Annotated in this window: 18 protein-coding genes; 11 read left to right on the forward strand and 7 right to left on the reverse strand. The window is 70.1% G+C overall.

The features are described 5' to 3' along the window. Positions 1-121: 121 nt before the first annotated feature. From JOE67_RS08055 to JOE67_RS08090, 8 genes are all read left to right on the forward strand, one after another. Positions 122-1,090: a DNA topoisomerase IB gene (locus tag JOE67_RS08055; RefSeq protein ID WP_204974959.1), complete on the forward strand. Its 969-nt coding sequence runs from the start codon at positions 122-124 to the stop codon at positions 1,088-1,090. Between the two features lie 68 nt (positions 1,091-1,158). Further along, a complete protein-coding gene (locus JOE67_RS08060; RefSeq protein ID WP_204974960.1) occupies positions 1,159-1,389 on the forward strand; it encodes a hypothetical protein in 231 nt (76 codons plus the stop codon). A gap of 155 nt (positions 1,390-1,544) precedes the next feature. After that, entirely contained in the window at positions 1,545-2,312 is a 768-nt protein-coding gene (locus tag JOE67_RS08065; protein WP_204976785.1) for an alpha/beta fold hydrolase, read from the forward strand. A 41-nt stretch (positions 2,313-2,353) separates the two neighbouring features. After that, on the forward strand, positions 2,354-3,262 hold the full coding sequence (locus JOE67_RS08070; RefSeq protein WP_338041536.1) for a J domain-containing protein: 909 nt from the start codon (positions 2,354-2,356) through the stop codon (positions 3,260-3,262). A gap of 50 nt (positions 3,263-3,312) precedes the next feature. Continuing rightward, entirely contained in the window at positions 3,313-4,086 is a 774-nt protein-coding gene (locus JOE67_RS08075) for an alpha/beta fold hydrolase (protein ID WP_204974962.1), read from the forward strand. 25 nt (positions 4,087-4,111) lie between these two features. Further along, positions 4,112-4,768 carry a histidine phosphatase family protein gene (locus JOE67_RS08080; RefSeq protein ID WP_338041537.1) on the forward strand — a complete coding sequence of 219 codons (657 nt, stop codon included), beginning with the start codon at positions 4,112-4,114 and terminating at the stop codon, positions 4,766-4,768. A gap of 67 nt (positions 4,769-4,835) precedes the next feature. Beyond that, positions 4,836-5,735 carry a DUF4328 domain-containing protein gene (locus JOE67_RS15650; protein WP_204974963.1) on the forward strand — a complete coding sequence of 300 codons (900 nt, stop codon included), beginning with the start codon at positions 4,836-4,838 and terminating at the stop codon, positions 5,733-5,735. A gap of 101 nt (positions 5,736-5,836) precedes the next feature. Continuing rightward, positions 5,837-7,024 carry an AI-2E family transporter gene (locus tag JOE67_RS08090; protein ID WP_204974964.1) on the forward strand — a complete coding sequence of 396 codons (1,188 nt, stop codon included), beginning with the start codon at positions 5,837-5,839 and terminating at the stop codon, positions 7,022-7,024. 79 nt (positions 7,025-7,103) lie between these two features. Here JOE67_RS08090 and dnaB read toward each other — a convergent pair whose 3' ends face one another. Further along, positions 7,104-8,495, reverse strand: a complete 1,392-nt coding sequence (gene dnaB, locus JOE67_RS08095) for a replicative DNA helicase (RefSeq protein ID WP_204974965.1) — start codon at positions 8,493-8,495, stop codon at positions 7,104-7,106. Between the two features lie 498 nt (positions 8,496-8,993). Here dnaB and JOE67_RS08100 point away from each other — a divergent pair, with 498 nt between their 5' ends. The 3 genes from JOE67_RS08100 to JOE67_RS15655 all read left to right on the forward strand — a co-directional run bounded on the left by JOE67_RS08100 (position 8,994) and on the right by JOE67_RS15655 (position 13,284). Further along, positions 8,994-10,016 (forward strand): hypothetical protein, encoded by a 1,023-nt coding sequence (locus JOE67_RS08100; protein WP_204974966.1) that lies wholly within the window; start codon positions 8,994-8,996, stop codon positions 10,014-10,016. A gap of 428 nt (positions 10,017-10,444) precedes the next feature. Beyond that, positions 10,445-11,476 carry a hypothetical protein gene (locus JOE67_RS08105; protein ID WP_204974967.1) on the forward strand — a complete coding sequence of 344 codons (1,032 nt, stop codon included), beginning with the start codon at positions 10,445-10,447 and terminating at the stop codon, positions 11,474-11,476. Positions 11,477-11,559: 83 nt separating this feature from the next. Beyond that, positions 11,560-13,284, forward strand: a complete 1,725-nt coding sequence (locus tag JOE67_RS15655) for a chaplin family protein (protein WP_204974968.1) — start codon at positions 11,560-11,562, stop codon at positions 13,282-13,284. 491 nt (positions 13,285-13,775) lie between these two features. Here the strand turns inward: JOE67_RS15655 and rplI are convergent, their stop codons facing one another. From rplI to JOE67_RS08140, 6 genes are all read right to left on the reverse strand, one after another. After that, entirely contained in the window at positions 13,776-14,228 is a 453-nt protein-coding gene (gene rplI, locus JOE67_RS08115; protein WP_204974969.1) for a 50S ribosomal protein L9, read from the reverse strand. 11 nt (positions 14,229-14,239) lie between these two features. Beyond that, positions 14,240-14,494, reverse strand: coding sequence for a 30S ribosomal protein S18 (gene rpsR / locus JOE67_RS08120; protein WP_071641238.1), 255 nt, complete (start codon positions 14,492-14,494; stop codon positions 14,240-14,242). A gap of 46 nt (positions 14,495-14,540) precedes the next feature. Continuing rightward, the gene (locus JOE67_RS08125) at positions 14,541-15,035 is read right to left on the reverse strand and encodes a single-stranded DNA-binding protein (RefSeq protein WP_204974970.1); all 495 of its coding nucleotides are present in this window, start codon (positions 15,033-15,035) and stop codon (positions 14,541-14,543) included. A 5-nt stretch (positions 15,036-15,040) separates the two neighbouring features. Then, complete coding sequence (rpsF, locus tag JOE67_RS08130) at positions 15,041-15,406, reverse strand: 30S ribosomal protein S6 (RefSeq protein WP_204974971.1); 366 nt, start codon at positions 15,404-15,406, stop codon at positions 15,041-15,043. Positions 15,407-15,526: 120 nt separating this feature from the next. Beyond that, the gene (locus JOE67_RS08135) at positions 15,527-16,858 is read right to left on the reverse strand and encodes a DUF6716 putative glycosyltransferase (protein ID WP_204974972.1); all 1,332 of its coding nucleotides are present in this window, start codon (positions 16,856-16,858) and stop codon (positions 15,527-15,529) included. Further along, on the reverse strand, positions 16,855-17,727 hold the full coding sequence (locus tag JOE67_RS08140; RefSeq protein ID WP_204974973.1) for an N-acetylneuraminate synthase family protein: 873 nt from the start codon (positions 17,725-17,727) through the stop codon (positions 16,855-16,857). The genes JOE67_RS08135 and JOE67_RS08140 overlap by 4 nt, the downstream gene beginning before the upstream one ends. Positions 17,728-17,795: the final 68 nt, after the last annotated feature.

The following is a 17,795-nucleotide window of genomic DNA, read 5'->3' on the forward strand; positions in this document are numbered from 1 at the left end:
CGCCGCTCTGCACAGTCTATCGAAACGATTCGACGAGGTCGAGGACGAGCCACGTATTTCTTTCGCGCCCCCAGCGCCAGGGGCTTGCCCGCAGTCGGCGTCGTCGGATAGTCCGGATGCCATGACCCGACTGCGTCGAAGCGATCCGCACTCCCCCGGCATCCGGCGCGTGCGGCACGGGCGCGGGTACCGTTTCCTCGGCGCCGACGGCGCCCCCATCGACGATCCGGAGCTGCTCGAGCGCCTGCGGGCCCTCGTCGTGCCGCCCGCGTGGAACGACGTGTGGATGTGCCCCTACGCGAACGGGCACATCCTCGCGACGGGGATCGACGCCGCCGGGCGCCGCCAGTACATCTACCACCCCGCATGGCATGAGCGGATGGCGCGCGAGAAGTTCGACCGCATGCTGCAGCTCGCCGAGGTGCTCCCCGCCGCCAGGGGAGGCGTGACTCGCGACCTGCGCACCGACGGGTTCGGCCGGCCGCGGCTGCTCGCCGGGGCATTCCGGATGCTCGACTCGGCCCTGCTGCGCGTCGGATCCGAGCAGTACGCCAAGGCCCACGGCAGCATCGGCCTGGTCACTCTGCGCGGTTCGCACGCCCGCGTGCGCGGCGGCCGGTTCGTCGAGCTGCGCTTTCCCGGCAAGAGCGGACAGCCGTGGGAATCGGAGGTCGACGACGCCGACCTCGCCGTGCTCATCACGGGACTCAAGCGCCGGGGCGGACGCTCGCTGCTGCTGAGCTGGCAGGACGACGCAGGGGCGGACTGGCATCCGCTTCGCGCCGCCGACATCAACGACGACGTGCGGATGCGCACCGGCGGCGACTTCACCGCCAAGGACTTCCGCACGCTGCACGGCACCATCTCCGCCGCCGTCGCCCTCGCCGAGATCGGTCTCAAGCCGTCGGCCACGGCGCGCTCGCGCGCCGCATCGCAGGCAGTTCGCGTCGCGGCATCCGCTCTGGGCAACACCCCCACCGTCGCCCGCGCGAGCTACATCGACCCCCGCGTCTTCGACCTGTACGACGAGGGTGTCGTCGTCGACCCGTCGCGGCGCGTCGAAGGCCAGCTGATCGAGCTGTTCGGCTGACCCTGTCAACCCGGTCGGCGAACCGCATGCCCTGGTCTAGCGTCGCCTGACACGACGAAGGAGGAGCGATGCGCGACGACACGTCAGCCGAAGAGCTCGGCACGGAGGAGAACACCGCGGGCGACGGCCGCGACGAGGGGCTGCAGACGACCGAGACCAGCGGCCGGTCGGGCGGCGGCGACCACCCGAGCCAGGCCGAGGGCGAGGATCCGAACGACCCGCCTCAGCGGCCCGACCCCGACACCGACGGCCACCCGTCGCAGGCGGAGGGCGAGGGCACGGATTCCTCGCGGTCATAACTCAGGCGATCCGCTGCGGAACCGGGTCCGCGGGCGCCGAATCGGCGGCCTCCGGCCCGGTTCTCCTGAGTTGTGAGCGCAACACCTCCGCGCTCGGCTCGTCGAGACAGGAGGAAGATGGTGGGGTGGTCGACATCCTCTCCGCTCTCACCAAGATGCCCGAGCCCCAGTACATCGAGGTCGGCGACGGCGTCGGCCTCGCGACGTACTCGTGGGGCGATCCGGACGGACCGACGGTCGTGCTCGTGCACGGATTCGCGTCGAGCACGGCTGACACCTGGGTGCACACCGGATGGGTGCGGATGCTCGAGCGCGAGGGCTTCCTCATCATCGGCATCGACCAGCGGGGCCACGGGGCCAGCCAGAAGCCGCACGACGCCGCCGGCTACACGGTGCGCAACCTCGCGCGCGACGTCGAGGCGGTGCTCGACACGTTCCTCGTCGACGAGGCGCTGTACGCCGGATACTCGCTAGGGGCCAGGGTCGGCTGGCAGGTCGCGCTCGACCTCGCCGACCGCGTGCCGCGGGCGGTGCTCGGCGGCGTACCGGACGGCATCCCGCTCGACCGGCTCGACACCGATCAGGTGCGCCGGTACGCCGACGACGGCACACCCGTCACCGACCCGGTCACGCAGAACTACATCGCGCTGGCCGAGCGGGTGCCGGGGAACGACCTGTACGCGCTGCTGGCCCTCGCGGAGGGCATGCGCGACTCACGATCGATCGACCCAGATCCTGCCCACGCCCCGCAGCAGCCCGTGCTGTTCGCGACCGGCTCGCAGGACGCCGTGCTCGACGGCTCGCGCAGGCTCGCCGACGCCGCGGCCCAGGCGTCGTTCTTCGAGATCCCCGGGCGCCACCACTTCAACGCACCAGGAGCGAAGGCGTTCCGGATGGCGGCACTGGAGTTCCTGAAGGGCTGACCCGTTTCCCGCGGCTCGCACCGCGCGTCTAACGTGTGAAGGTGACCTTCGACGGCCCGCTCTCGGCATCCGCGTACGAGCTGCTCGGCGTGGCGGCGAGCGCCGACGACGACGAGCTGCGCCGAGCGTACCGGTTGCGACTGCGGCAGACGCACCCCGACACCGGCGGCGACGCCGGGCTGTTCATCCGCGTGCAGCGGGCGTGGGAGCTGATCGGCACGCCGGAGGCGCGTGCTCGATACGACCGCGCGAGCGGATCGTGGGCTGCGCCATCGGCATCCGGTCGCCGCTCGGGCACCCGGCCGGGAACCCGGTCGTACGGCACAGCCGGTGCGTGGCACCGGCTGCGGTACCTGCAGCTGCTGACCGATCACCTGGATCGCCCCGTGAGCGCACGCGAGGCTGTCGACCCCGCCGTCGTGCGAGCGGCGCCGTGGCAGGCGAGGCGGATGCTGGCCGAGGCCCTCTCCGAGGAGGCGACCGCCTCGACGATCGACGACCTCGGCATCGGGTTCACCGCCTGGCACGACCTGGTGGCGGGAGCTGATGCCGCGCAGAAGCTGTCGCACGCGGTGCTGGGCCCTGCCGGGCTGTACGGCCTCGCATCGGAGGACTTCGGCGACGCCGTCCGCTTCCGCCAGGGCGAGGTGATCGGCGCGACCGTCGGCGGCGAGACGCCGATCGCCGATCTGCTGTCGCGGGTGCGTGCGATCTCGCGCGCCGCCCGGGTGCGGTTCGCCGGCGCGATCCTGATACTTCCCGACGAGCAGCTCGACGAGGCTGTGACGGTGCTCGGATCGGTGCGCGGCGTGCTCGTCGCGGTCGTTCGGCGCAGCGCGCTGCGCACGGTGCTGCGCGGCGGCATCCCCGGCGCCAGACCCCTCGGCGCAGTCGAGGCGTTCGATGTGCGCACCCGCCTTCCGCAGGCTGCGCGCGTGCTGGTGCCGTGACGACGCTGTGCCGCTGGTGAGGTGTCGGATGCCCGTGCTTTGATGTGCGCATGACCACCGCGACCTCTGCAGACGGCACCTCCATCGCATTCCACACGCGAGGCGACGGGCCCACCGTCGTCATCGTGAACGGCGCCCTGTCGACGGCCGCCGACGCCGCGCCCCTGGCCGATGCCCTCGTCGAGGCCGGCTTCCGCGCTGTCACGTGGGACCGGCGGGCGCGGGGCGGAAGCGGCGACCGAGACGGTTCGGGTCCGGATGACGAAGTCGCCGACCTTGCCGCGGTGATCGCCGCCGCCGGCGGGGCGGATGCTGTGCTCGGGCACTCCTCCGGTGCGGTGCTGGCGCTGTACGCCGCATCGCAGGGTGTGCCGACGGGGGCGCTGTTCCTCTCAGAGCCGCCTATCGATTTCGATGGCTCGGGGTACGGCCCCGAGCTCGCCGACCGCCTGCAGGCTCTCGTCGACGGCGGCCGGCCGAGCGACGCCGTCGCGACCTTCCAGCTCGATGCCATCGGACTGCCGAGCGAGATGGTCGACGCGGGCCGGACGAACGGGATGCTGGATGCGCTCGCTCCCCTCGGGCAGTCGACGGTGTACGACGTGCGCCTCACATCGCGCGTGCGGCAGCCGGACGCGGAGCTGCTCGCCGTCGAGGGGCCGGTCACGGTGCTGCGCGGTGCGCAGACCTTCCCCTTCCTGATCGGGTCGTCGGATCGGCTGGCCGCCGAGATCGCCGGCGCCGAACGGGTGATCGTGCCCGAGTCGGTCATGCACCGCCCCGACCCGGCGGCGACGGCGCGGGTGGTCGCCGAGCGGATCTGACCGCATCGCGGGTTACGGTGAGAGCGTGGATGCCACCGACCCGCTGCCCGATCACCCCGCCCCCGACGCGCCGCAGGGCAAGCTCGTGCTGCTGCGTCATGGCGAGACGGAGTGGTCGCGCACAGGCAGGCACACCGGACTCACCGACATCCCGCTGACCGAGCACGGCGAGGATCTCGCGCGCGCCGCGGGTGAGCTGGTGAAGGGGTACGACTTCGGCCTCGTTCTGAGCTCGCCGCTGCAGCGCGCAAGGCGCACGGCCGAGCTGGCAGGGCTCGACGCCGGCATCGACCCGCTGCTCGTCGAGTGGGACTACGGCGGGTACGAGGGTCGGACGACCAAAGAGATCCGTGAAGAGCTCGGCTACAACTGGACGACCTTCGCCCACGGCGTGATCCGCGGCGAGACCCCCGGCGAGACGGTCGAAGAGGTCGCAGCCCGAGCATCGCGCGTGCTCACCAGGGTGCTGCCGGCCATGGCATCCGGAGATGTCGCTCTCGTCGCGCACGGCCACTACCTGCGCATCCTCACCGCCGTGTTCCTGCGGCAGGCGCCGCGATTCGCGGCGTCGATCTCACTCGACGCCGGGTCGGTGTCGGTACTCGGGTTCGCACGGGAGCAGCCCGCGATCCTCGCGTGGAACCACGGGCCGCAGCTGCCGATGAAGCCCGCGGAGTCGTGACGCCACCCCCTGCCTGAGTTCCCGAGGCGCTGATACTGTTCGGGCATCACCGACCCGAAGGATCACCATGAGCGACCTCACTCCCCCTCCTCCGCCTGAGCCCGCTCGTGTTCCCTCCGGATCACCGGATCCGGCGGTACCGCCGATGCAGCCGCCGGCAGCTAACCCGTCTGCACCTGTCGCGCCTCCGGTCTATGCGCCGCCCCCGGCACCGCCGAGCGCTCCGCTCTACGGCGAGCCCACCTACCCGCAGCCGTCGGTGCCCGTCTACGGAGACCCCGGGTACCCGCAGATCCCGACGCCGGCGTACGGTGCGCCTCCGCAGGCCCCCGGGCAGTATGCGTACGCCGCCGCGCCGCAGCCGATCGGCCTGCGCCCTCTGCGCGGCATCGGCACGGCGACGCGCTGGCTGATCGCGGCGACCGCCATCGCGACCCTGATCACGATGGCCGTCGAGCTGTGGGGCATCTCGCTGCTCGACTCGTTCGCCTCGGGAGCCGTCGGGCCAGGGGCCCTGCAGGCCTACGATTCCGCGTCGCTGGCACTGGCGGGTCTCACCGGTCTCATCACGATCGCGGCGGGCGTCTGCTGGCTGATCTGGCAGCACCGTGCGGCGTCGTCGGTGCCGCCGGCGTCGTTGCGCCGTTCACCCGGCTGGCACGTGGGGTCGTGGTTCATTCCGGTGGTGGCCTGGTGGTTCCCGTTCCAGAACATGAAGGACATCGTGCGCGGATCTCACGCCGCGGTCAGCGGCGGGATGCTCGGCGGATGGTGGGCCCTGTGGATCGCGACGGGCGTGGCCTCGGCCGTGTCGGCGCGGATGACGACGGCGGCCGACTCCGTGCCGTCGTTGACCGCGGCGATCGGGGTGTCGGTCGTGGGCGACGTCCTGTGGATCGCGGCCGCGGCATTCGCCTGGATGGTCGTCTCGCGCATCACGAAGACGATCGACCCCGGATTCCGGTGACGGTCACCGTCTGCCTGGGCGACCACGGCGCACTGTGCAGCATTCGCGCCACGCGGTCAACCACCCCGCCGGGCGGTGTGAGCGCCGCTTAGGCTCGCCGCATGGCCCTGTTCCGACGAGACCGCCCGCAACACGTCCTGATCGAATCTCCGACCGTCGACCCCCGTGCGACCCGCCCGCCGTGGAGCCTCTGGGCCGACGGCTTCGGGCGGCTCGGCATCCGCTCGATCCAGATCATCGTCATCGTGGCGGTCGCCGCGGCGATCGTCTTCGTCATCCAGTACCTCACCCTGGTGACCATCCCGCTCGCGATCGCACTGATCCTCGCGTGCGCTTTCGCACCTGCCATGAACTGGCTGCGCCGGCGACGCGTGCCGGATCTGCCGGCGACGATCATCACCCTCTTCGCCATCGTCGCCGTGCTCAGCGGCCTGAGCTGGCTGATCGTCTGGGCCGTTCGGAATCAGTGGGACGACCTGTACGAGCAGGCTCAGCAGGGCATCCAGCACCTGATCGAATGGACCGAGACGCTGCCGTTCCAGCTCTTCACCCCCGAGCAGCTCGAGGAGTGGACGGCGACGCTGACCGACTTCGTCACCAGCGCCCAGTTCGGGTCGGGCGCGCTGGCCGGCGTGGGGGCCGTCGCGAGCTTCGTGACCGGCTTCGTGCTGCTGGTCACCATCCTCTTCTTCTTCCTGAAGGACGGCCCGCAGATGTGGGAGTTCCTGCTGCGTCCGTTCCGCGGCGAGCACGAGCGCCGCGCCCGCCGGATCGGCCACAAAACGGTCGGGGTGCTGGGGTCGTATGTGCGCGGCACGGCGACAGTGGCGCTGGTCGATGCCGTCGGCATCCTGATCGGCCTGCTCATCCTTCAGGTGCCCCTGGCCATCCCGCTCGCGGTGCTCGTCTTCCTGCTGGCGTTCATCCCGATCGTGGGTGCGACGCTCGCCGGAGTGCTCGCGGCTCTCGTCGCCCTGGTCGCGAACGGCTGGATCAACGCGCTCCTGGTCGTCGGCGTCGTCGTGCTCGTGAACCAGCTCGAGGGCAACCTGCTGCAGCCCTTCCTGATGGGCCGGACGATGAAGCTGCACGCGTTCGTGATCCTGGTGGCCCTCGCTGTCGGCACGGCCCTCAGCGGCCTCATCGGAGCCGTGCTCGCGGTGCCCGTCACGGCCGCCGTGTGGGGCATCGTCCAGGTGTGGGACGGCGACGATCTGCCGGTGAGCTGGGCGCGAAGGAAGCGCCGCGAACCCGACCCGTCGAAGAGCACAGCCGTCGAGGTGGCCTGAGTGGTCCTTCGGCCTCGGGGCCTCACGGGAATCGCACCCGGCTTCTCCCGCCCGGCTCGATCCGGCGGGAGGAGCTCGCTCAGTTGAAGTCGCCGCCTCCGCCGCCGAAGTCGCCAGGCGCCATGTCCTTGAACCGCGAGTAGTGGCCCTGGAAGGCGACGGTGATCGTCGCGGTGGGACCGTTTCGGTGCTTGGCGACGATCAGATCGGCCTCGCCCGGGCGGATGTCCTTGTCGTATGCGGCCTCACGATGCAGCAGGATCACCATGTCGGCATCCTGCTCGATCGAGCCCGACTCACGCAGGTCGCTGATCGCCGGCTTCTTGTCTGAGCGCTGCTCGGCACCACGGTTCAGCTGCGACAGCGCGATCACGGGCACCTGCAGCTCTTTCGCGAGCAGCTTGAGGGCGCGCGAGAACTCCGAGACCTCCTGCTGACGCGACTCGACGCGCTTGCCGCTCGTCATCAGCTGCAGGTAGTCGATCACCACGAGCCTCAGGCCGGCGCGCTGCTTCAGCCGTCGGCACTTGGCGCGGATCTCGACGAGCGTCATGTTCGGGCTGTCGTCGATGTAGAGCGGAGCATCGTTGATGCGACCACGGGTCGCGGCGACGGTGGTCCAGTCGCGAGGGTCGAGGGTTCCCTTGCGCATGTTCTGCAGGGGGATCGCGCCCTCGGCGCTGAGCAGACGCATGGCGATCTCGCTCTTGCCCATCTCGAGCGAGAAGAAGATCGACGGCTCGTTGTGGCCGATCGACGCGGCGCGGGCGAAGTCGAGCGCGAGCGTGGACTTACCCATTGCCGGTCGTGCGGCGACGACGATCATCTGACCGCCGTGCAGGCCGTTGGTCAGTTCATCGAGCTCGCGGAAGCCGGTCGGGATGCCGGTCATCGTGCCGTCTCGGCCGTTGGCCGCCTCGATCTCTTCGACGGCGGCGTCGACGGCGACGGTGAGCGGCACGTAGTCTTCGGCGGTCTCTGAACCGGTGACCGAGTAGATCTCGGCCTGCGCGTTGTTGACGATGTCGGCCGCGTCGCCTTCGCCCGCGTAGCCGAGCTGGACGATGCGCGTGCCGGCGTCGACCAGGCGACGCAGGATCGCGCGCTCGGAGACGATGCCCGCGTAGTAGCCGGCGTTCGCCGCTGTCGGCACGATCGAGGTGAGCGTGTGCAGGTAGTCGGCACCGCCCGCGCGACCCAGCTCACCTGTCTTGATGAGCTCGTCGGTGACGGCGACGACGTCGGTCGGCTCACCGTGCGAGTACAGCGAGAGGATCGCCTCGAAGATGAGCTCATGCTTCGGCACGTAGAAGTCGGCGCCCTTGAGCGTCTCGATCACATCGGCGACGGCGTCTTTCGAGAGGAGCATGCCACCCAGGGCGCTCTGCTCTGCGAGAAGGTCGTGCGGAGGGGTCCGCTCAGGGGGGCGCGTTCCGCCCAGACGCTCGTCTGAGATATCTGCGATCGACACCGTGCTCCTCCCCGGCCGGCGCGACTCGCCGCCCGTCACCGACCCCTGCGACCGGCTGGGTGATCGGCTGCAGGCACAAGCAGAGCACCCACCACCGACATCCGGTCTCCCCAAAGCTAGAAGCCGAGTTATCCCCATGCAACCGGGCCTGTGGATAACTCTGTGGAGAGGATGCGGAGAACTCTGGTGTGTCTGTGCAGAACGACTGTGGACAACCCGGTGGAGAGTTTCACTTCCCACATCTTTTTTAGCGCTTGATCGGGTTTTCTCTTGTTCCCCACCCTGTGGATGAGATTCCGCTTCAACGTGAGATTTAAGGTTTGCTCAGGCCGCGAGCCGATGTGAAGAACCTGGGGAAAGTCAAGTGCGAATACGTCCCGGGCGCGGCGGCCTTCACGCACCCGCTCCGTCATGTGGACTTCTCGCCACGGCCGCGGTAGATTCTCCCGGTCGAGCTACGTCCGCCCGCCTAGGGACGACTCACCGGGGAGATGTTCCGTGCGATTCGCATCTGCAGATCGCCGCAGCCTGTGGCTGTGGTGTGGTCTCGGCGTCTTCGCATGGCTGATGCTCGCGTCGATCCTCGGGGCTTCGCAGGCGTCGGCCGCTGAGCGACCGGATGCCGCCCCCGGTGCCTCCGCGTCTGCTGCTGCGCAGCAGCGGGCGAGTCACAGCGACGAGGGCAGGGCGACACCGGCCGAACGCCCGGCGCGGACGGCCGGCCCCGCCGCCGCCACCAAGCAGGTGACGCCGCGCGCCGAGAAGGCCGCCGCGCCGATGCAGAAGACACCAGCGCCCGTCAAGAAGGCCACAGCCTCGATCGAGAGGGCAGCAGCGCCCGTCAAGAAGGCCACAGCCTCGATCGAGAAGGCAGCAGCGCCCGTCAAGAAGGCGACCGCGTCGATCGAGAAGGCAGCAGCGCCCGTCAAGAAGGCGACCGCGTCTGCGAAGAACACGGCTGCCGCGAGCAGCGCGCTCGGTTCCGCCCTGGCCGCCGTGTCTGACAACGCTCGAGGCGACGACAAGGCGATGCAGAGCAGCCACGCGCTCGCGATGCAGAAGAGCGACGTCGGCGTCTCTCCCGCCTCCCCTCAGGCAGCAGCGGCCGGCGCACGTCAGGGCCAGGAAGAAGACGCAGCGCACACCTCGCGCGGTCACGCGGAGGCCCGCGCGGTCACCGGCCATGCCGAGCGAGCGGTCACCGTCGGCACCCACCACAGCTCGAAGCCGTTTAAGGCCCCCCACACATCCGCCGCTGCCCCGGCGACCGCATCGACCGCCGCTCCCGTGATCGCCGCCGAGTCGGCGCCTGTCGAGGGCCCGGTGCCCGGCCCGGCATCGAGCACAGCAGCCTCGAGCGGATGCGCCGCCGCATCCGGAGCATCCTCGATCCTGTCCCTGGCTGGAGAGGTCACGGGTCTCGCATCCCGCCACGGCCTCATCCGTCTCAACTCCTTCGCCAATGCGGCAGACCGGCCACTCGCCGGGCCCGCCGCGGCCACCGACTGTCGCCCTGACTGATTCTCGAGTCGCACCACCACCCGCTCGACACTCACTCAGGAGCTCTCATGCGCGCAACCGCGCACCGCGCCCATTCCGGCGCCGGCCGCAGCATCCCGGCCTGACGACTCCCGTCGGCAGAGCGCCCGCCTTCGGGGGAGGGCCTGGCGCCGCCGACGGCGCGGCGTCGATCTGCAGGTGATTCTCCCCAGTCTCACCTGCATTCGACGCCCCTGGGCGATCATGGACCCCCTCTCCATGACCGCCCTCATGGCGGATCGGCTTTCCTGCCTCCGCCGCGGCGGGTGTCTCGCTCCCACTTCGCGAGACACCCGCCGCACCTCTTCTCCTCTCCGGATCTCGGCCCTCACAGGGGGTGGACTCCGTCGGCGACGTGCGGTAACGTCTCGCGAACAAGCCGAAGTATCGGATGTACGGGGACGACAGTCATGGGCGACGAGACGACCGGGCGCCGCATTCCTGCGGTGTACCTCTGGGGTGCTCTCGTCGTGCTCGCCTGGGTCGCGCTGACAGCCCTCGTCGGCGGCGGCGGAGCCAAGGCGGATGAGTCGTCCGACACCCCGCTCTCGGGGCTGACGTCGCTCGTCGGCGACACGGTGGACGACGTCGTCGCTCCTGTCGCCAAGACCACGACGAAGACGGTCGACCAGGTCGCCGCCCCCGTCACTCAGAGCGTCCAGAAGGTCGTGTCGAAGACGACCTCGACGGTGGCCGCCGCCCCGGTGGTCGGCAAGCCCGTCGCCGAGACGGTCGCGAAGACCGCTGACACCGTCACCACGGTCACCAAGACGGTCGAGAAGGTCGCTTCGTCAGCGCCCGTCAGCGCGATCGTGACCCCCGTGACGGATGCTGTGCGCGACGTTCCTGTCGTCGGCGACGTGCTCGAAGACCTCGGCGCAACCGATCTGGTCGATGAGACCGCGGGCGCCGTGGATGAGGTTCTCGAGACCGTTCCTCCGGTCGTCGGCAGTGCAGTCGATCCCGTCGTCGACGGGCTGCAGCCGAGTATCCCGGATGACGAGGAGCCGCAGCTCCCGGGTGTGGATGTGCCCGGCGTGAACGTGCCCGGTGTCGACCAGCCGAGCGTCGATGCGCCGACCGTCGTGGTCGACCTGCCTGCTGCTGACGTCTCTGCGCCGTCGTCCGACCGGCAGGCGACAAGCATGGACGGGATGCGGGCGAATGCGGCATCCAGCGTCATCCCTCCGGCCGGCGACGCCATGACCGCAGATGCGACGCGCAGCGCGCCGATCGATCCCAGCGGTGGTCTGCCCACTTCTGCTCCCGGCGCCGTGACCTCGACGACATCCGCCGGCAACGGCGGGCCGGCTCCCGGCGCGAGCTCTGACACTCCTTCCACCGCGCGGGGCATCGGTGCAATGTCAACGCGCACGGGCATCCCTGCGGATGCCGCACTGCCGCCGTCTCCGGCGGGCAGCACCGACGTCTCTCCTGACTGACGAGAGGGCGGCCGATCCTCGGATCGGCAAGCCCGGCCGCACGACCGTGCGGTCTCACACTCGTACAGATCAGGAGTTCTCTCATGAACAAGCAAGTCAAGTACGCCCTGTGGGGCGTGCTGCTGGCCGGCGGCGTCTCGCTGCTCGGCGCGTCGGCCGCGAACGCGGCCGAGACCAACGGAGACGATGGTCTCCTCTCGGGCACCCAGATCGTCGCTCCGGTCACGGCACCGGTGAACGTCATCGGCAATGCCGTGTCGGTGCTCGGCACCAGCGAGGCCGAATCAGGCGCGGATGCTGCACCTGCGGCCCCCGCACCCGCTCCCGCTCCCGCGCCTGCCGCGGAGACGAGCGGGAACGATGGCATCGGCTCTGGCACCCAAGCCGTGGTCGAGGTCGACGCACCGGTGACGGTGTCGGGCAATGCGGTGAGCGTGCTCGGCGAGTCGTCTGCCGAGTCGGCTCCGGCCGCAGCGCCGGCACCTGCTCCGGCGCCTGCTCCCACCGCGACCACCTCGGGTTCCGACGGCCTGCTGTCAGGCACGCAGGGTGTCGTGTCGGTGAACGTGCCGATCACGGTCACTGACAACGCGGTCTCGGTGCTCGGCGAGTCGGCTGCATCCAGCGGCACCACCGGCACCACGACCCAGCCGGGCACGGGCGGGGCCGACGCCACCACCGACGGCACCGACAGCGCCCTCGGAGGCACCCAGGTGCTCGCACCCATCACCGCACCGGTCACCGTCGGGGGCAACGCCATCTCCGTCCTCGGAGAATCCGCCGTCACCGGCGGCACCACCGGCACCACGACCCAGCCCGGCTCGGGCGGGGCCGACGCCACCACCGGCGGCACCGACAGCGCCCTCGGAGGCACCCAGGTGCTCGCACCCATCACCGCACCCGTGAACGTCGGGGGCAACGCCATCTCCGTCCTCGGAGAATCCGCCGTCACCGGCGGCACCACCGGCACCACGACCCAGCCCGGCACGGGCGGGGCCGACGCCACCACCGACGGCACCGACAGCACCCTCGGAGGCACCCAGGTGCTCGCACCCATCACCGCACCGGTCAACGTCGGAGGCAACGCCATCTCCGTCCTCGGAGAATCCGCCGTCACCGGCGACACCACCGGCACCACCGGCACCACCGCACCCACGGGCGCAGCCGGCACCGACGCCACCACCGGCGGCACCGACAGCGCCCTCGGAGGCACCCAGGTGCTCGCACCCATCACCGCACCGGTCAACGTCGGGGGCAATGCCATCTCCGTCCTCGGAGAATCCGCCGTCACCGGCGGCACCACCGGCACCACGACCCAGCCCGGCTCGGGCGGGGCCGTGACCGACGGTGGAGGCTCGCTACTCGGTGGCACGCAGATCCTCCTGCCGATCACTGCACCGATCACCATCGGCGGCAACGCCATCTCGGTGATCGGCGAGAGCACGGTGGACGTGCCTGGCACCACTCCGGGCACCGACCCGGGAACGGACCCCGGAACGGACCCCGGTACTGACCCGGGCACTGACCCCGGCACCGACCCGGGCACCGACCCCGGCACCGACCCGGGCACCGACCCCGGCACCGACCCCGGAACGGACCCGGGCACCGACCCCGGCACTGACCCTGGTACGGACCCCGGCACTGAGGGCATGAACTCGCCGCGTCACTCAGCCGTGGCCGCGCCCATGGCTGGTGCGCCGGCCCTGGCGATGACCGGCGGCGGCGACATGGCTCCTGCGCTGGCTCTGCTGGCCGGTCTCATGCTGCTGATCGGAGGATCTCTGATCCGTCGCGCTCGCGCGGCCTGATGCACGGCCCTTGCGGCGGATGCGGCAATTGACATCGCATCCGCCGCATCGGCATGCCCACCCGCATCCCGCGCACACCACCACATCCGGAAGCACGTTCCCGCCTCTAAACACCCCCGCACGCGCCCGCGCCCGGGCGAGAAGTCAAAAGGGCACCGGAAACGGGCTCCAGCGGTGCTTTTCTGACCTCTCGCCGACCTCCGGCAGGCCGGGCGACGGCACCAGGCCGATGGTCGCAAGGGCGGACCGACGGCCGCACCCGCCTCCCCAACCCGCGCACACCCCCGCAACCCGCGCACACCTCCGCACGCGCCGCACGCCCCGCCGAGAGGTCGAGAAGGCACCGGAAACGGGCTCCGGCGGTGCTTTATTGACTTCTCGGTAGATGAACGGGACGGGAGGCGAGTCGGGACGGCAGACCGAGCCGAACGCCGGGCATGCAGAAGGCCCCCGGCATCCGGAGATGTCGGGGGCCTGCTGGTGAAGCGGGATTACTTCGCTGCGATGACCTGAAGGGTGATCACGGCGGTGACGTCGTCGTGCAGACGAACCGTCGCCTCGTGCTCGCCCGTCGTCTTGATCGGAGCGGTGAAGTGCACCTTGCGCTTGTCGATCGAACCGAGACCCTCGGCGGCGACAGCGTCGGCCACGTCGGCGGTCTTGACCGAGCCGAAGAGACGACCCTCGGCGCCGGCCTTGACGGTCAGGCGCACCTTGGTGCCCTCGAGCTTGTTCTTGAGTGCGGTCGCCTCGTCGAGGTCGTGGATCTGGCGGGCCTTGCGGGCTGCCTGAATCGACTCGACCTGCTTCTGGCCACCACGGGTCCACGCCACTGCGAAGCCCTTGGGGACGAGGTAGTTGCGGGCGTACCCGTTCTTGACCTCGATGACGTCACCGGCGCTACCCAGCCCGGCGACCTCGTTCGTGAGAATCAGCTTTGCCATGTCGGTACCCCTCAGCGGCCAGCGCCAGCGTAGGGCAGGAGAGCCATCTCGCGAGCGTTCTTGATCGCCTTGGCGATCAGACGCTGCTCCTGCACCGAGACACCGGTGATACGACGGGCGCGGATCTTGCCGCGCTCCGAGATGAACTTGCGAAGCGTTGCGACGTCCTTGTAGTCAATGACGCCAACGCGGATGGACTTCGCGGGAGCGGTGGGCTTGCCACCCTTCCGCGGCTTGCGGCGGTCGCCGCTCGACTTTCCAGCCATGTTTCTTCCTTAAGAGATGAGATCGGATGCCGGTGGCATCCGGAATTCAGAACGGGGTGTCGTCGCCGAAGCTGCCCGGAGCACTCCAGGCGTCAGCGCTCGAGGAGCCGGGCGTCGACCACGGCTCGTCCGAGACCTGCTGCTGCTGCTGCGGACGTGACTGCCCACCGCCGTTGGATGCGGCCCGCGTGACCTGTGCCGTCGCGTAACGAAGCGACGGACCGATCTCGTCAACCTCCAGCTCGATGGCCGTGCGGTTGTTGCCTTCGCGGTCCTGGTAGGAGCGCTGACGCAGACGGCCCTGCGCGATGACGCGCATGCCCTTCGTCAGTGAACCTGCCACGTGCTCGGCGAACTCGCGCCACACCGACGCGCGGAGGAACAGCGCTTCGCCGTCCTTCCACTCGTTGGCCTGACGGTCGAACGTGCGCGGGGTCGAGGCGATGGTGAAGTTCGCCACCGGCAGGCCGTTCTGCGTGTAGCGCAGCTCGGGGTCTGCGGTGAGGTTTCCCACCACGGTGATGACGGTTTCGCCGGCCATGAGCCTTAGGCCTTCGCGACCTTGGGCTTGCGAGCGGCCTTGTCGGCAGCGCGCTTGGCCTCGGCGGCGACCATGGCCTGTGCCTCTTCGGCACGCAGGACCTTGGTGCGGAACACGAGCTCGCTCAGACCGAGCTGACGGTCGAGCTCCTGCGTGGCCTCGCTGGTGGCGGTGAAGTTGACGACGGCGTAGATGCCCTCGTTCTTCTTGTTGATCTCGTAGGCGAAACGTCGCTTGCCCCAGATGTCGACCTTGTCAATCGAGCCACCATCGTTGGTGATGACCTTCAGGAACTTGTCGAGGTTGGGGGCAACCTGGCGCTCGTCCAGCTCGGGGGTCAGAATGACCATGAGCTCGTACTGGTGCGTCACTTACCCACCTCCTTCGGACTAGAACGGCTCCCGGGACTTTCCCGGAAGCAGGAGGGTGTGTAGCACGTCATCTGTCGCGGCTTCCCGAATGGATTCCGGCGGGCAGACAACCACAACAGTCTACCGGATGGAAGCGGATGCCGCCGACCGCCGCCGGACGGGCTCTGCGAGCGGGCTCGGGGCGAGCGTGAAGTCGGCTGCCAGGGCATCCGGGATCGCGGCCTGCCGGCGGCGGCGCTTGAGCGCCGTCAGGGCCGCGATCACCGGCGTCATGAGCATCCCGGCGATCCGCCCCGACAGCGTGCGGTCGGCGTCCCCGAGCACGGTGCGTCGGTGCCACGCGGCGTGGAGCGGGCCGCCGCGGGGCGCCGGCACCGTGCGGGCGGGCAGTGCGCCGCGACGTCGCTGCGCGACGAGCCGGCGCACCTCGTCCCACCATCGCGAGTCACGCGAGTCGTGGAAGTAGTTGGTCGCCGCCCACCGGGCATCCGGATGCCGGAATCGCCGCGCCACGACATCGTCAGCCGATCCGAGCAGGCCGCTGTGCTCGAAGACGTGGTTGAGCAGATCGGGCCGGACGCCGAACTCGTCGAGCGCGATGACCGGCACCCCGGCCGCCATGGCCTCGATCGCCGCGGTCGAGCTGACCGTGACGAGCCCCTCGGCGGAGGCCAGCGCCTCGGCCATCGGAGCGAACGAGAAGACGAGGTTGTCTGGCGCGTTCTCGAGGAGGTCGGTATAGCCGTCGCGCTCCTGGTGCGCCTCGACCTCGCCTGGCCGCGAGCGCAGCTTGACGACCACGCGGCGCGAAGGATCGGCGACTGCGGCGAGACGCAGGATCTCGGCGATGCGCCTGCGCTCCTCACGGTCGGCCGGCACGAGCGCCTGGGCGGCGAAGACGAGGTCGGTGCCTGTGCCGGCAGTGCGCACCGATGTGGCGAAGGGCAGCGTCGCGAGCGCGACGGGAACCGTCACCCCCAGAGCACGGCCGAGGCGTGAATACGCGGTGACCTCGCGGTGCGAGTGCACCACCATCAGGTCGCAGTGCCGCCGGTACTCGAGTGCACCGCGCAGGGCCGGGATCGACATGCCCGGCACACCGCTGACCACGACGGGCCGGCGGGCGAGCCGGTCGATCTCGCGGCCGAGCAGGCGCACGAACGGCGCGCGCCCGGCGAGCACGACGACGTCGGGGGCATCCTTCGCGAGCCATCCGGCGATGTCACCGAACGCGATGCGCGTGACCGACCCGGGGTGCTGCGCGAACCGGGTGCCGGCGACCGCGGCATCCCGCTGGGCGTCGCTCACGACCAGGGGCGTGTGCACCAGCAGCAGGTGCTGGCTGATGTCGTCGACCTGGTCGAGAAGATGCGCCGCCCACTTGACGAAGGAGTCGGCGTCGCCGATCGCGACGACCTTCAGCCGGGGCGACCGGCTGCCGGGAAAGGTCATGCGCCGACGCGGCGCAGCTTCGCCATGGGCGCGAGCTCGCCGGGGTAGACGCGCTTGACGCCGTCGCCGAGCGCCTCTTCGATGACGCGGATGTCGCGCACCAGCCGCTCGAGTCCAGCGGGTTCGAGCGATGCCGCATGGTCGGATCCCCACATCGCGCGGTCGAGCGTGATGTGGCGTTCGACGGCCACAGCGCCCAGTGCGACCGCGGCGAGCGAGATCTGCAGGCCCCGTTCGTGGCCCGAGTAGCCGACGGGCACGCCGGCGTAGCGGTCTCGCAGGGTGCCGATCATCTTCAGGTTCGCCTCGCCGGACTCCATCGGGTACGTCGAGGTGGCGTGCATGAGGATCGTTCGGTCGGTGCCGAGGGTCTCGAGCGCCTGGTCGATCTGCTCGATGGTCGACATGCCGGTGGAGAGGATGACGGGCTTGCCGGTCTCTCGCAGCGTCTGCAGCAACTCGGTGTCGGTGAGGCTGGCGGATGCCACCTTGTGCGCGACCACGCCCAGGCCTTCGAGGAATTCGACGCTCGGCACGTCCCACGGCGAGGCGAACCAGTCGAGCCCTGCCATGGTGGCGTGGTCGCCGATCTCGATGTACTGCTCGCGGTCGAACTCGACGCGGCGCCGGTAGTCGAGGTAGCTCATGGTGCCCCAGGGCGTCTCGCGCGGCACGTCGCGCATGTGCTCGGGGGTGGCGATCTCGGGCGTGCGCTTCTGGAACTTCACAGCGTCGGCGCCGGCGGCACGGGCCACGTCGATGAGCTGCTTGGCGATCTCGACGTCGCCGTTGTGGTTGAGGCCGATCTCGGCGATGACGTACGTGGGTCGGCCCCCGCCGATCACGCGGTCTGCGATGCTGACGGTCATGAGGACCTCCGTTTCCGGTCGTGTCCTCTGTGTCTACGTGCGCGAGGTGAACCTGCAGGGTCGCGCGG

The sequence above is a fragment of the Microbacterium esteraromaticum genome, from assembly GCF_016907315.1.
Taxonomy (GTDB): domain Bacteria; phylum Actinomycetota; class Actinomycetes; order Actinomycetales; family Microbacteriaceae; genus Microbacterium; species Microbacterium esteraromaticum.